At 70.9% G+C, this 14,860-nt stretch carries 10 protein-coding genes; 4 read left to right on the top strand and 6 right to left on the bottom strand.

All coding sequences use genetic code 11. The features are described from left to right. The first annotated feature begins 23 nt into the window (after positions 1 to 23). Complete coding sequence (locus EDD40_RS04565; protein ID WP_123741775.1) at positions 24 to 1,574, top strand: S8 family peptidase; 1,551 nt, start codon at positions 24 to 26, stop codon at positions 1,572 to 1,574. Positions 1,575 to 1,831: 257 nt separating this feature from the next. On the opposite strand, the gene EDD40_RS04560 is transcribed toward EDD40_RS04565, so the two are convergent. Further along, positions 1,832 to 4,135 carry a hypothetical protein gene (locus EDD40_RS04560; RefSeq protein WP_123741774.1) on the bottom strand — a complete coding sequence of 768 codons (2,304 nt, stop codon included), beginning with the start codon at positions 4,133 to 4,135 and terminating at the stop codon, positions 1,832 to 1,834. Then, on the bottom strand, positions 4,132 to 5,241 hold the full coding sequence (locus EDD40_RS04555; protein ID WP_123741773.1) for a 5'-methylthioadenosine/S-adenosylhomocysteine nucleosidase family protein: 1,110 nt from the start codon (positions 5,239 to 5,241) through the stop codon (positions 4,132 to 4,134). Before EDD40_RS04555 ends, EDD40_RS04560 begins: the two co-directional genes overlap by 4 nt. Positions 5,242 to 5,442: 201 nt before the next feature. On the opposite strand from EDD40_RS04555, the gene EDD40_RS04550 reads away from it, so the two are divergent. Continuing rightward, positions 5,443 to 6,141: an NUDIX hydrolase gene (locus EDD40_RS04550; RefSeq protein WP_123741772.1), complete on the top strand. Its 699-nt coding sequence runs from the start codon at positions 5,443 to 5,445 to the stop codon at positions 6,139 to 6,141. Positions 6,142 to 6,348: 207 nt separating this feature from the next. On the opposite strand, the gene EDD40_RS04545 is transcribed toward EDD40_RS04550, so the two are convergent. Then, a complete protein-coding gene (locus EDD40_RS04545) occupies positions 6,349 to 8,214 on the bottom strand; it encodes an ABC transporter ATP-binding protein (protein WP_123741771.1) in 1,866 nt (621 codons plus the stop codon). Next, positions 8,211 to 9,944 carry an ABC transporter ATP-binding protein gene (locus EDD40_RS04540; RefSeq protein WP_123741770.1) on the bottom strand — a complete coding sequence of 578 codons (1,734 nt, stop codon included), beginning with the start codon at positions 9,942 to 9,944 and terminating at the stop codon, positions 8,211 to 8,213. The genes EDD40_RS04545 and EDD40_RS04540 overlap by 4 nt, the downstream gene beginning before the upstream one ends. Positions 9,945 to 10,090: 146 nt before the next feature. On the opposite strand from EDD40_RS04540, the gene EDD40_RS04535 reads away from it, so the two are divergent. Continuing rightward, the gene (locus tag EDD40_RS04535; RefSeq protein ID WP_123741769.1) at positions 10,091 to 10,699 is read left to right on the top strand and encodes a TetR/AcrR family transcriptional regulator; all 609 of its coding nucleotides are present in this window, start codon (positions 10,091 to 10,093) and stop codon (positions 10,697 to 10,699) included. Here EDD40_RS04535 and EDD40_RS04530 read toward each other — a convergent pair whose 3' ends face one another. Both EDD40_RS04530 and EDD40_RS04525 read right to left on the bottom strand, forming a co-directional pair. Next, positions 10,700 to 11,584, bottom strand: coding sequence for a Vgb family protein (locus EDD40_RS04530; protein ID WP_123741768.1), 885 nt, complete (start codon positions 11,582 to 11,584; stop codon positions 10,700 to 10,702). A 202-nt stretch (positions 11,585 to 11,786) separates the two neighbouring features. Next, positions 11,787 to 13,169: a protein kinase domain-containing protein gene (locus tag EDD40_RS04525; RefSeq protein WP_123741767.1), complete on the bottom strand. Its 1,383-nt coding sequence runs from the start codon at positions 13,167 to 13,169 to the stop codon at positions 11,787 to 11,789. Between the two features lie 351 nt (positions 13,170 to 13,520). Here EDD40_RS04525 and EDD40_RS04520 point away from each other — a divergent pair, with 351 nt between their 5' ends. Beyond that, positions 13,521 to 14,858 carry a glycosyltransferase 87 family protein gene (locus EDD40_RS04520; protein WP_123741766.1) on the top strand — a complete coding sequence of 446 codons (1,338 nt, stop codon included), beginning with the start codon at positions 13,521 to 13,523 and terminating at the stop codon, positions 14,856 to 14,858. Positions 14,859 to 14,860 lie beyond the last annotated feature (2 nt).

Raw genomic sequence — 14,860 nt, 5'->3', positions numbered from 1 at the left:
ATCTCAACCCTGCGGAGGTTTCGATGAAGCGCAAGGTCTTCGCGGTCAACGGGGTGCTGGGCGCCGTGGCGCTCACCACCGGTCTGCTGGTCGGCGCGCCACCGGCGGGCGCCGCGGCGGGCGACATCCAGCTCGCCGCCGCCGGCACGGCCGTGCCGGGGCACTACCTGGTGGTGCTGAAGGACGAGGTGAGCACCCAGGCGGCCGACCTCACCGCCAAGCACGGCGGCACGGTCACGGCCACGTGGCGGCACGCGTTGCGCGGCTTCGCCGTCAGCGCCAGTGAACGGGAAGCGAGAAGACTGGCCGCGGACCCCGCCGTGCGGTCCGTCAGCGAGGACGGCGTGGTCGAGGCGGTCGACACGCAGCCGAACCCGCCGTCGTGGGGGCTCGACCGCGTCGACCAGCGCGACCTGCCGCTGAACTCGTCCTACAGCTACGACACGGGCGCGGCGAACGTGCGCGCGTACATCCTCGACACCGGCATCCGGACCACCCACTCGACGTTCGGCGGCCGGGCGTCGTGGGGCTACGACGCGGTGGACGGCACCAACACCGACTGCAACGGTCACGGCACCCACGTGGCGGGCACCGTCGGCGGCAGCCAGTACGGCGTCGCCAAGGCGGTGCAGCTGGTCGCCGTGCGCGTGCTCAACTGCGCGGGCTCCGGCACGTTCGCCCAGGTGATCAGCGGGGTCGACTGGGTGACCGCGAACGCGGTGAAGCCCGCGGTGGCGAACATGAGCCTCGGCGCGCCCGCCTCCGCGGCCACCGCGCCCCTGGAGGCGGCGGTGCGCAACTCCATCGCCTCCGGCGTCACGTACTCCCTGGCGTCCGGCAACTCCAGCGCCGACGCGTGCGGCTACAGCCCGGCGCTGGTCCGCGAGGCGGTCACGGTCAACGCCTCGACGATCACCGACGCGCGGGCGTCGTTCTCCAACTACGGCACGTGCACCGACATCTTCGCGCCGGGTCTGAACATCACCTCGTCGTGGCACACCAACGACACCGCCACGAACACCATCAGCGGCACCTCGATGGCCGCGCCGCACGTCGCGGGCGCCGCCGCGCTGTACCTGGCCACGCACCCCGGTGACGCGCCGGCCACCGTCCAGTCCGCGCTCGTCAACGCCTCGACGCCGAACAAGATCACCGACGCGGGCGCGGGCTCGCCGAACCGCCTGCTCTACACGGGCGCCACGACCGGCGGCCCGTCGACCGTCACGGCGATCCGCTACCTCGGCGGGCGCGGCGACCACCTCACCTCGGTCACCGGCGCGCCCTCGGGCTACGTGGTCGAGGCGTCCTTGGGTCGACTCCTGACCGGCCAGGCCGCGGGCACCCACCCGCTGTACCGCTGCTCGATAGGCTGGGACAACTTCACCTCGTACGACGTGAACTGCGAGGGCCAGACCCGCGTCGGCCTGCTCGGCTACGCGCACGACGGCCAGGTCGCCGGCAGCCACCCGATCTACCGCTGCCTGGTGCGGAACAACGGCGACCACATGGAGTCCTACGACTCGAACTGCGAAGGCCAGATCACCGAGGGCAACCTGGGCTACTTCCTCGACTGACCGACGACCGCTCGGCGATGACCGGGCCGCGACCACGCCCTCGGCGGTGACCCGGACCCAGGGCCACCGCCGAGGCGGCGGCCCTGTCGGCATCGAACGACGTGCGGCGGGGTCCGGTCGACATGTCCGCGGACAGGAGGAGGTGCGCGCCGAGCCAGGCGTGACCCGCGCGGCCGTGAGGTCCGTCGGCGTGCAGCACGACCCGGTGCGGAGGGGTCGAGTCCGCGGTGCGGTCGGACGATGCGTGGTCGGCTGGGTCAGAGGTCGTCGTCCGGGAACGTGAACGGTGGACCGTCGTCGAGCCAGGCGTCCTCGACGATCGGCGTCTCGGCGAGCGCGAACACGTCGGCGTGCGGAGCGGAGTGCAGGATGGACGGGGCGATCTCCTCCGCGCGCTTCCAGTCCTCGAAGCCCTGGTCGCGCCTGCGGCGCTCCTCGGTGATCCACCCGCGTCCCTCGACGGCCACGGCTTCCAGGATGCGCAGCGCCGACGTGATCCCGGAGGCGCCGAGAGCCAGTTCCTCCAGCCGCTCCTTGTTCTCCTCCTCCTTGTCGCTGAGCTCCTCGAAGTTCTCCACGACCAGGCTGATGTCGCGGCTGTTCTGCAGCGACAGGTACAGCGCCCGACTGTGCACCATGCTGCGGCGCGAGTCCGGCATGGTCTTGACGTCGTTGTTCCGCAGGACGACGAGCTTGCGCTCCTTGCCGGCGAACTGCACTCCCACCTCCTTGACCTCGACCAGCACCAGGGCTCCGTAGCTGAAGGACGCGCGCTGCTCGTTGCGCACCGCGGCGTTCTCGAACTGCAGGTCGAATCGGAACTCGCGCACGCCGTTCTCCGTCAACAGGAACACCAGCACGAGGTACTCGGAGTAGCGGGGCGGTCCGTAGATCACCCGGGCGCGCTTGGCCCAGGGCAGGCCTTCGGTGAGGATGACGTGTGCGATGACATCCCGGTTGAAGAGCCCGGCTCGCTTCATCGCCACGGTCTTGAGGTGGGACTTGTCGAAGTCGAACCACCGCGCCATCTCGGTATCGGTCGGGCGGTCGGTGAGCTGCTCCAGCCAGCGAGTCCGCCCGGCCTGTTCCTCCTTCAACGACGCCTGGCACTCGGCGTGCTCGCGCGACGCGGACATCCGGCGGCCGAGCGCGTCCGCCCCGCCGATGCCACCCAACAAGATGCCGACGAACGCCGTCATCGAGGTCGGGCTCACCAGCGACAAGCCACCCAGGGCGGCGTGCAGGCCCGCGACACCACCGATGGCGATCAGGACGCTCAGCAACCCGGCCAGGTCCTGCGCCACTTCGGCGCGCGTGACCTTGCGGAAGGCGAAGAAGCGGCCGTCGGCCCACCGGTCGGCCCAGCGGCCCACGTGCGTCCGGATGAGCCAGTGGAGGGTCCACGCGCTCATCTCGCGCTTGAGGGCACGTTGATGGGCGTCGCGGTGCTCCGGGTCGGGGATCACCGAGCCGTAGGTGCGCACGAGCCGCAGGTAGAGCATGTGCGCGCACCGTTCCGTGTCGCTCCACCACCTCCTCCCCTTGACGTGGTTCTTGGGACGTTGGCGGATGATCTCCTGGTCGATCAGGGTGCGGATGTCGATGCGGAACCTGGAGCTGCCGAGGCGGTTCAGGTCGTCCACGTCGTCCGGGATGCGCCCTCCGCCGTACTCGACCTCCATCCGCCGCCTGAACCGGCGCGACGCCACGACCCGAGCGCCCAGCCACACGGCTGTCCCGTGCGCGAGGACGATCATCGAGCTCCAAGCCGCGACCGCGTCCGACACCTCGGGGCGGGCGGCGTGCACCGGCAGGGCCAGGCCGCCGATCAGGGCGAGGCTGCCGACCACTGCCTTGACCCAGGTGCGGGCCGGTATCCGGCCGTCCTCGTAAGGCGTGACCAGGCGCGGTTCGGCGGGCGTCGCCTCGAAGAACTTCCAGGCCCGCTCGGAGCGGTTGCCGGAGACACGGGCCTCGGCGACCGCCTCCGAGTTGTCGCGGTCCAGCCGGTCCTGGATCGCACCGCCGATGATCATGCCGAGGTGCCTCGTGATCTCCTCGCGGCGCCCCTTGGGCAGGAGCTTGAACCGGGTCAGCACGTCGTCGAGCGCCTCGCGGTCGGGCTCGCGCTCGTGCTCCTGCGCGGTCACGCACGTCATCAGGTCGCGGATGACGTCGATGGCGACGCACCAGGAGTCGCGAGGTCCTCGATCGGCGATGTTCGACGCCGTCCTGATCTGCTCGAACTGCGCCGAGCCGAGTTGGTTGATCGAACGCTCGCTGAGGCTGGCCAGGGCGTAGTGGTAGGCGACCTCGGTGCTCAGCAGCCCGGCCCGGACCACCTCGACCATCAGTCCCTCGGCGATCCGCGGTGAGCCGCCGGCGAGGTGGTTGCGCGCGACCTCGTACTTGCGCTCGGGAGGGTCGTCCTTGGTCAACTGGTACACGGTGGAATCACCGTGGAACACCGCACCACCGTTGACCACGCCCACCTGGACGGTGTGGTTGTGGTCGCCTTCGACCGTGTTCTTGACCTCGGGTCCACCGTCCTGCGCGCTCACGAGGCACCACCGAAGACCTTGGCGAGCAGGTCGCGCAGGTCCGGGGCACCGGTGAAGTGCTGGTCGAGCGCGTGCCGCAGCGCCCGCAGCCGCCCGACCTGGACGGGTGAGCTCGTCGCCTGGTGGCGGAGCTCCACCAGGTCCAGCATCGCCTGGGTGAACCCGTGCACCGTCAACCGGTCGGTACGCCGCGCTTGCGCGACCGCGGTCGTGAGGTCCTCCAGGGCGGCGAGGTCCAGCGCCGGTGACTCGCTGAACCAGATCCCACCGTTGATCACACCCGCTTGGATGGCGAAGTTCGCGGTGCCGGAGATGCTGTTGTTGGTCGACGTGCCACCGCGGTCCCGATCCGACGGCCGGGCACCGGGACTCGAGGGGAGTTCGGCGATCAGAGCCCGCATGAACAGGGCCGCGTTGCGCGCTGCCAGTTCCTGTGAACCTTCGCGGTCGACCCGGTCCTTCTCCCCGTCGGCGAAGTCGCTGATGCCGCGGATGGTGATGGTCGGTGTCGAACCGTGGAGGTGACCGCACTGCGCGACACCCGCGCTCTCCGTCTCGACGGCGACCGCGTCGTTGAAGTGGTGGCTCAGGTGCCGCGCGGTCGTCGAGTTCTTCGTGTTGAGCACGACCTCGCCGGAGGCGATCGGGTCGAAGTGGAGCCCGGGAGGCTCTTCGCCGGCGGGCAGCCCGGACCGCCACGAGCCCGTGCGCCCCAGCACCCGGGCGGTCTGCTCGAGGTGGTGTGCCGTCTCGTAGGCGCGAGGCCGCGCGTGGTCGCCGTCGTTGTCGCTGCGCATCGCGTGGTAGCCGTACACGCGCGTGGCGACGACGACGTCCCCAAGGCGCAACCACTCGCGCAGGCCGCCCGCGACACCCACGAACAGCACCGCAGAGGGTTGGAACTCGGTGATCGCCCGCTCGGTCATGATGGCCGCGGCGCCGTTGCCGGTTCCGGTGAGAGCGACGACCACCTCCAGGTCGGAGTGGCCGGCGAGGGCGCCGCGTTCGAAGACCGTCCCCGCACTATGTCGGTGCAGCCGTAGCCCGGTGAGGTGTTGGACGATGGCAGCGCGTTCTACCTCCAGCGCCGTGAGGACCACGATCATGTGCTCTCCGTTCACTGGCCGGGCGCGTTGGTGACAACGGTGCGGTCGGCGGGAAGTGCCGGTCGACGGAAGGCGCCGGTGGTACGGTCCGAACGATGACGTCAGTCTGACGATAAGACCGACCGACCGTTTTCGTCAACCTGACGGTTACGCTGCTCTCGACCATTTGTCGTCACAACGACGAGAAGTTAGGGTGGTGCGATGAGCACCTCATGGACGATCCCGACGGTGGCGATCGCCGTCGACCTCGCCGTGCTCACCGTGCGTACGGAACGGTTGCACGTGCTGCTGGTCAACCGGGGTGTCGAACCGTACCGCGGACGCCTCGCGCTGCCGGGCGGCTTCCTGTCCACTGAGGACGAGGACATCGACGTCGCGGCCGGGCGGGAGCTCGCCGAGGAGACCGGGCTCGATGCCGCCAAGCTGCACTTGGAGCAACTGCGCACCTACGGCGCGCCGAGACGTGACCCGCGCATGAGGGTGGTCACCGTCTGCTACCTGGCGATCGTGCCGAACCTGCCGCTGCCCAGCGCGGGCGGCGATGCCGACCGGGCGCGCTGGGTACCCGTGGACCGGGTGCTGGGTCGCCGCGGGTTGCTCGCGTTCGACCACGGTCAGATCATCGCGGACGCGGTCGACCGGGCCCGCTCGAAGCTGGAGTACACGACGCTGGCGACGGCCTTCTGCAACCCGGAGTTCACCATCTCCGAGTTGCGCCGCGTCTACGAGATCGTGTGGTCGGAGGAGCTTGATCCGCGCAACTTCCACCGCAAGGTCACCGGCGTCGAAGGATTCCTGGTCCCCACGGGCAACCGCACCAGCGGCAATGGCGGACGTCCCGCCGTCATCTACCGGCCCGGTCCTGCCACGGTGCTCCACCCACCCATCCTGCGGAACTGAGCAGGCGTTCACCACGGTCCGCAACGCCGGACGCCGGACGCCGGACGGCGGCCATGACCGCGGCGCCGCCGTGAGCGCCACGCGCCAGGGGTTGTCGAGGGTGCCGAGCGGCCGGGATCGCCGCAGTTCTGGTGGCCCGGCGCCGAGCCCGGCAGGGCGGACCTCGACCGGTCCGCCCTGCCGGGCTCGGGACTGCCGGAACCGCGGTCAGACCGCGGCGGCGAACTGGGCCGCGTAGAGGCGGTGGTAAGCGCCTTCGGCAGCCATCAGCTCGTCGTGGCTGCCCTGCTCCACGATCTGCCCCGACTCCATCACCAGGATCACGTCGGCGTCCCGGATGGTCGACAGCCGGTGGGCGATGACGAAGCTCGTCCGTGACGACCGCAGGGCCGCCATGGCGTGCTGCACCAACGACTCCGTGCGGGTGTCCACCGAACTGGTCGCCTCGTCCAGGATGAGCAGCGACGGGTTGGCCAGGAACGCCCGCGCGATGGTCAGCAGCTGCTTCTCGCCGGCGCTGACGTTGGTCGCCTCCTCGTCGATGACGGTGTCGTACCCGTCCGGCAACGTGCGCACGAACCGGTCCACGTAGGTGGCGCGGGCCGCGGCGATGATCTCCTCCTCGGTGGCGGCGGAGTTGCCGTAGGCGATGTTGTCCCGGATCGTGCCGCCGAACAGCCACGTGTCCTGCAGCACCATGCCGGTCTGCGACCGCAGGTCCTCCCGCTTCAACGCGGTGATGTCCACCCCGTCCAGCGTGATGCGGCCCGCGTCCAGCTCGTAGAACCGCATGATCAGGTTGACCAGCGTGGTCTTGCCCGCGCCGGTCGGGCCGACGATGGCGACCGTCTGCCCCGGCTCGGCGACCAGGGACAGGTCCTCGATCAGCGGCTGCTCGGCCCGGTAGGAGAAGCTCACGTGCTCGAACTCCACCCGGCCCCGGCGCTCGGCGGGCAGCGACGCCTCCGCCGGGTCCGGCTCCTGCTCCTCGGCGTCGAGCAGCTCGAACACCCGCTCGGCCGACGCGACGCCGGACTGCATCAGGTTCGCCATCGACGCCACCTGCGTCAACGGCTGGGTGAACTGGCGGGAGTACTGGATGAACGCCTGCACCTCGCCCAGGCTCATCGAGCCGGACGTGATGCGCAGGCCGCCGACCACCGCCACGGCCACGTAGCTGACGTTCGACAGGAACATCATCATCGGCATGATCAGGCCGGACACGAACTGCGCGCCCATCGCCGAACCGAGCAGCTCGTCGTTGCGGCGCTTGAACTCCGCCTCCGACTCGCGCTGCCGGCCGAAGACCTTGACCAGCTGGTGGCCGGTGAACGCCTCCTCGATGTGCGCGTTCAACGCGCCGGTGTGCTTCCACTGGGCCACGAACAACGCCTGCGACCGCTTGCGGATCCGCCCGGTCGCCACCACCGAGATCGGGATCAGCAGCAGCGCGATCAGCGTCAGCAGCGGCGAGATGGTCAGCATCATCACCAGCACGCCGATGACCGTCAGCAGCGACGTGAGCAGCTGGCTCAGCGTCTGCGTCAACGTGGTCGACACGTTGTCGATGTCGTTGGTGACGCGGGACAGCAGCTCACCGCGGGGCTGGCCGTCGAAGTAGCGCAGCGGCAGCCGGTGGATCTTGTCCTCGACGTCGGAGCGCAGCCGGAACACGAAGCGCTGCACCACGTTGTTCAGCACGCGGCCCTGCCACCAGCCGAACAGGGACGAGACCAGGTACAGGCCCATCACCCACATCAGGACCTCGGCGAGCGCGGCGAAGTCGATGCCCGCCCCCGCCGTGCCGCGCATCCGGCCCAGCACGCCCTCGAAGATGATGTCGGTGGCGTGGCCGAGGATCTTCGGCCCGGCCACGGAGAACGCGACGCTGATGACGCCGAGCACGACCACGGCCAGCAGGGCGACCCGCTCGCGGCGCATCCGCGCGACGAGCCGGCGCGCGGACGGGCCGAAGTTCTCCGCCTTGCCCATCGGCATGCCCATGCCGGGCATGCCGCCGCCCATGCGGGGCGGTGGCGGGGTGGCGGGACGGGGAGGGGTCGTGGTGCTCATGCGGCCTGCTCCGAGGTCAGCTGCGACTCGACGATCTCCACGTAGGTGGGGCACGAGTCCAGCAGTTCGTGGTGGGTGCCGATGCCGACGACGTTGCCGCCGTCGAGCACCACGATCCGGTCGGCGTCCAGGATCGTGGACACGCGCTGGGCGACGACGACCACGACCGCGTCCCGCGTGTGCGGTCGCAGCGCGGCGCGCAGCCGCGCGTCGGTGGACAGGTCGAGCGCCGAGAACGCGTCGTCGAACAGGTAGACGTCCGGCTTGCGGACCAGCGCGCGGGCGATGGAGAGCCGCTGCCGCTGGCCGCCGGAGACGTTCGTGCCGCCCTGGGCGATCTCCGAGTCGAGCCCGTTCGGCATGGCCTCCACGAAGTCCCGCGCCTGGGCGATCTCCAACGCCTCCCACAGCTCCTCGTCGGTGGCGTCCGGTTTGCCGTAGCGGAGGTTGGACGCGACCGTGCCGGTGAACAGGTACGGGCGCTGCGGCACCAGCCCGATGCGCGCGCACAGCGTGTCGGTGTCGATCTCGCGGACGTCGGTGCCGTTGACGAGCACGCCGCCGCCGGTCACGTCGATCAGCCTGGGCACGAGGTTGAGCAGCGTCGTCTTGCCGGTGCCGGTGCTGCCGATGATCGCCGTGCGGTGACCGGGCTCGGCGCGGAAGCTGATGTCGCGCAGCACCGGCTCGTCCGCGCCCGGGTAGCGGAACTCCGCGCCGCGGAACTCCACCGAGACCCGCGTGGGCAGGTCGAGCAGCGGCGCGGCGGGCGGCAGGACCGACGAGTCGGTCTCCAGCACCTCGTTGATCCGCTCGGCGCTCACCGCGGCACGCGGGATCATCATCGAGATGAAGGTCGCGAACATGACCGCCATGAGGATCTGCATCAGGTAGCTCAGGAACGCCGTCAGCGCGCCGATCTGCATCTCGCCGGTGTCCACGCGGAACGCGCCGAACCACAGCACGGCCACGCTGGAGGCGTTGAGCAGCAGCATCACCACGGGGAAGATCAGCGCCTGGAGCCGGCCGACGCGCAGCGTGGTCTCCGTGAGCGCGCCGTTGACGTCGGCGAAGCGCTGGGTCTCGGCGCGTTCCCGGACGAACGCCCGGACCACGCGGATGCCGGCCAGCTGCTCGCGCAGCACCCGGTTGACCTCGTCGATGCGCTCCTGCATCTGCCGGAACTGCGGCACCATGCGGATCACGATCAGGCCGACCGCGATCGCCAGCGCGGGCACGCAGACGACCAGCAGCCACGACAGGCCGACGTCCTCGCGCAGCGCCATGACGATGCCCGCCACGCACATGATCGGCGCGTTGACCAGCATGGTGCAGCCCATCACCACGAGCAGCTGGACCTGCTGCACGTCGTTGGTGGTGCGGGTGATCAGCGACGACGGGCCCAGCGTGGCGACCTCGCGCGCGGAGAACTCGCCGACTCGGTGGAAGACGGCCGCGCGCACGTCGCGGCCGAAGCTCATCGCCACCCTCGCGCTGAAGTAGACCGCGCCGATCGAGGAGAGGATCTGGATGACGGACACGCCGACCATCCAGCCGCCGGTGGACAGGATGTAGCCGGTGTCACCGGCGGCGATGCCGAAGTCGATGATGTCGGCGTTGAGGCTCGGCAGGTACAGCGAGGCGACGGTGCCGATCAGCTGTAGCACGAGCACGACCGTCAGTTCGCGTCTGTACGGCCGCAGGTGGGTACGCAGCAAGCGGCTGAGCAACGGTTTCCCCCATAAGAAACGGATCGTGTCTAACGTGTGCGAAGATAGACCCGCGCGATAAGAAACGCAAAGTATCTAAAGGCTCGGTAAAGGCTTTGGTCCGGTGGCGGGTTCGTCGGCGGGTTCGGTGAAGGGGCAGGAGCAGGGTGACGGTGGTGAAGTCGCGCCGACGTGGGGCGCAGCTGGAGCAGGCCATCCTGGACGCGGCCTGGGCCGAGCTGCGCGAAGTCGGCTACGCGCGGTTCACCATAGAGGCAGTGGCCACCCGGGCGGGAACGAGCAAACCGGTCATCTACCGGCGCTGGGGCGGTCGGGCGGAGCTGGTGCTGGCCGCGTGGTTCCGCAACCTGCCGGTGGAGCCGGAGACCCCCGACACCGGGACCCTGCGCGGCGACCTGCGCACCCTGTTCGGCCGCATCGCCCGCCGGGCCGACTCGATGATGAACGAGATGGTGGCCGGGGTGATGGGCGAGGCGTTCCGGCACCCCGAGGTGGCGGCGCTGCTGGGCGAGCGCCTGGCCAACCCCTCGCCGCTGACCGACGCCGTGCGGACGATCGTCGACAAGGCGGTGGCCCGCGCCGAACTGCCACCGGTCGACGTGCCGCACCGGGTCCAACGGCTGCCGCTGGACCTCATCCGCAACGAGTCGATGACCTGCGGGGCGCCGCTGACCGAGGAGGCCGTGGCGTCACTGGTGGACGACGTGTACGTGCCGTTGCTGCACGGTTTGGCGGCGCTTCGGCAGGACGGCTGATCAGCTTCGGGTGACGCGGGCCAAGGCGCCGGTCTCCAGGGCGATCCACAGCGCGCCGTCGGGGCCCACCGCGATGCCGTGCGGTTCCGAGTGGTCCGCGGGCAGCGCGTGCGACTCGACGGAGCCGTCGGTGGTGATCACGCCGACGCGGTTGGCGCCCCACTCGGTGAACCAGAGGTCGCCGCGGCCGTCCGCGACGATGGCGTGCGGGCGCGCGGCGGGGTCGGGGAGCGGGAACTCGGTGACCTCGCCGTGAGTGGTGATCCGGCCGATCCGGCCGGCGGCGATCTCCACGAACCAGAGGGCGTCGTCCGGGCCGGCGCAGAGGCCGACCGGTCCCGCCGCGCCCGCGGGGAGCGGGTGGACGGTGACGTCGCCGGCCGCGGTGATCCGGCCGATGGCGTCGGCCTGGTTGAGCGTGAACCACAGCGCGCCGTCCGGGCCCGCGGTGATGCCCGAGGGGAACGCGCCGGTGAGCGGCAGGGGGAACTCCGTGATGTCGCCATCGGTGGTGATCCGGCCGATGCGGTCGGCGTTGGCCTCGGTGAACCAGAGCGCGCCGTCCGGACCCGGCGTGATGCCGTAGGGGCCGCAGTCCGGGGTGGGCGGCGCGAACTCGGTGATCTCGCCGTCGGTGGTGATCCGGCCGATCCGGTGGGCCTGGTACTGGGTGAACCAGAGCGCGTCGTCCGGGCCGGTGACGATGATCGTCGGCCGGCTGTCGGGGTCGAGGTCGTGCCTGGTCGGCGGCTCGCCGGGCACCAGCCGGCCGATCCCGCCGGCTGAGACGAGGGTGTACCAGAGCGCGCCGTCCGGGCCGGTGGCGATCGCGTACGGGCCGCTGTCGCGGTCGGCCACGACGTGGGTCTCGACAGTGGGTGGCATGCGGGTCGTCCAACTCCTGGAACTCGGTTCGTGCGCGCACGTGTACGCAGCGTCCGACCGGGGTAGTCCCGGCTGGCCGTGTGCACGCGTGTCTACACGGTAGGTCGGCTCCGGTCGACCGGGTCAGACTGGCGCGGAACGTTGAGCAAACCAGCCTCCGCGCCGGTCTGACCACCCTTTTCCCCTCGCGCCGCCCACCCGCTCAGCCGGACGTGCAGGTCAGGTCCGGGTCCGGGACGGACGGGCCGTTGGCGGTGAAGCCGAACGTGGTCGAGCCGTCGACGGGCAGCTTGCCGTTGTGGGCGGCGTTGACCACGGTCACCGAATCGTCGTCGAGGGTGAGGCCGCCGTTCCACAAATTGCTGATCGCGTGGCCGTCCGGGCGCGGCCAGGTCACCGTCCACGAGCTGAGGGCGCGGCCACTGGTGTTGCGCACCGTCACGTGGGCCTGGTAGCCGCCCGGCCAGGAGTTGGTGATCCCGAAGCGGGCGGTGCACGCGGCCGGCGTGGTGGCTGTCGAGCTGACGGCGGCGCTGGTGGTGGCGGTGCTGCTGCTCGTCGTCGTGGTCGCGGTGGTCGAGTCGTCCGGGGCCGGTTCGGCGTTGCCGGCCGGGTCCGTGCGGGACAGCGAGTCGCCGATCACGATGCCCGTCGCGACCAGCACGACGGCGCCGGCGACGAGGGCGACCCGACGCCACGGCACGCGGCGCGGCGCGGGCAGCGGGCGGGTGTCGCCGTTCTGCGCGGCGTCGGGCTCGGGCCGGGGCTCACCCGGCAGCGGTCTGCCCTCCATCACCGCGCCGAGGAGGCCGTGCAGCTCGGCCATCGTCGGCCGCTCGGCCGGGTCCCGGCGGAGCACGCGTGCCAGGACGTCGCCCAGCCGGCCGGAGAAGCGCATCGGCGCGACCTCGCCGTCCGCGATCCGGCGGAGCAGGGCGTACGGGTTGTCGGTCGTGCCGAACGGCGGGTGGCCCTCCATCGCGGCGTAGAGCGTCGCGCCCAGTGAGTACACGTCGGAGGCGAACACCGCCTCCTGGCCCGCGGCCACTTCCGGCGCGAGGAACGCGGGGGTGCCGACGACCACCCGCGCGTCGGTCACGGTGTGCTCGCCGATCGCCCGGGCGATGCCGAAGTCGGCGATCTTCGCGGTGCCGTCCTCGCCCAGCAGGATGTTGAACGTCGTGACGTCCCGGTGCACGATCCCGTCGGCGTGGGCGGCGGCCAGCGCGGACGCCACCTGCCAGCCGACGCCGGCCACCAGCTCCTCGGGCAGCGGGCCGCGCTCGTCGACCAGCTCGGCCAGCGTCTTCGACGGCAGGTACTCCATCACCAGGCAGGGCTTGCCGCCGTGCTCCACGACGTCGTGCACGGTGACGGCGTGGGGGTGCCGCAGCCGTGCGGCCACCCGGCCCTCCCGGACGATCCGCTCGACCGCGCTCGGCGAGTCCGCCGCGTTGAGCAGCTTGACCGCGACCGACCGCCCCAGGCGCTCGTCGCGCGCTCGCCAGACGGCGCCGGCCGCCCCGCGCCCGACCAACTCGACCAGCCGATACCGCCCGGCGATGACCTCGTCCCGTTCCGACACAGCCAGAAGCTACTTGTCCGACCGGTCGGTCGGCCACCTCCGCGGCCTCGCCGCGACGCGACCCGTTCGCCGATCCGCACCCGCCCGGGGCCGGTTGCCACCCGCGTCCGACCACCGTCGAACAATGCTTTTCCGAGCGGTCACGCAAAGCTAGATATCGTTCGCGCTTCACGCCTATCGGGTCGGTGTTTCACCGTTTCGTGCAAGAACATGGCTGATCAGGGCGTTGTAGGCTCGTGATCGAATTCGGTCGAGTGCCCTGCGTCGAGGAGATCGAACAATCGACGGAGCAGTTCTGGGCGTCATCCCGGAAACCGTTCGCTGATCCGCACCGGTGAAGGACAACCCACCATGACCCACCTCAGCCGACGTCGGCTCGTCGCCATCGGCCCGGCCCTCGCGGTCGCGCTCGCGCTCGCCGCGCACGCCGTGCTGTTCTCCGGCGTGTTCATCCCCTTCTGGATGATCGACCTCGCGGTCTACCGGGGTGCGGGCCAAGCCGTCCTGGACGGCCAGCGGCTCTACGAGACCGGTTTCCACAACGGCATGCTGTTCACCTACCCGCCGTTCGCCGCCGTCGTGGCGGTGCCGGTGGCGTTGCTGCCGGTGGTGGCCGCGCAGTTCACCTGGACCGCCGTCGGCTACCTCGCGCTGAGCGCGTCCGTCTGGATGGTCCTGCGGCTCACCGGCACGACGACCGCCCGGCGGAACACGGCCCTGCTGGTGGCCGCCTGCACGGCCGGCGCCTCGCTGCTGGCGCCCGTGCAGCTCAACGTGCTGCTCGGGCAGGTCAACCTGCTGCTGATGGCGCTGATCCTGCTGGACTTCCTGCCGGCGCTGCCCGAGCGCTACCGGGGCATCGCCACCGGCATCGCCGCCGGGATCAAGCTCACGCCGTTGTTCTTCGTCGCCTACCTGTTCTTCACCGGCCGCCGTCGCGCCGCCTGCCAGGCCCTCGCCGCGTTCGCCGCCACCGTGCTGGTCGGGTCCGCCCTCCTGCTCGCCGACTCGCGCGCCTACTGGTTGCAGGGCGTCTTCTTCGACACCACGCGCATCTCGCCGAACAACCTGGTGGTCAACTACTCGCTGGCGGGGTTCTTCGCGCGCCTGTCCGCCCAGGGGACCGCGCCGGCCTGGGCGCTGGCGGTGAGCGCGGTCGTGGCGGTCGCGTGCCTGGCCGGGGCGGTGTGGGCGCACCGTCGCGGTCACGACGTGGTCGGGCTCCTGGTGATCGCCTTCGGCGCGCAGCTGGTCTCGCCGATCACGTGGGTGCACCACGGCGTGTGGGTGGTGCCCGCCCTGGTCTGGCTGGCCACCGCCACGTGGCGGCGTGCCACCGTGCTGCCTCGGGTGCTCCTGGTCCTGGGGTTCGCGTGGTACGCGACGCCGCTGTGGATCATCGGCATGCGCGGGCCGTCCGACGACCTGCCGTTCAGCTTCACCCCTCTGGGCAACCTCTTCGTCACCCTCACCGGCATCGTCACGCCCGCCGCGATCGTGATCGCCCTGCTGCCGGTGTGGTTGCCGAGGCTGCGCCCGGCCCGGATCGGACCGACGGAACCCGGGTCGGCCGAACCCGTGCACGTGGCACCGGCGGACATCGCGCCAGTGGGCGTCGCGCCGGTGGACGCCGTGCCGGAGCAGGCCGAACCGCAGCAGGCACGACCACAGGCCACGCACACGAGCTGAAG

This window comes from Saccharothrix texasensis (assembly GCF_003752005.1).
Lineage (GTDB): Bacteria > Actinomycetota > Actinomycetes > Mycobacteriales > Pseudonocardiaceae > Actinosynnema > Actinosynnema texasense.
Note: the sequence above shows the minus strand (reverse complement) of the source record. Positions and strands in the feature narration are given on the sequence as shown.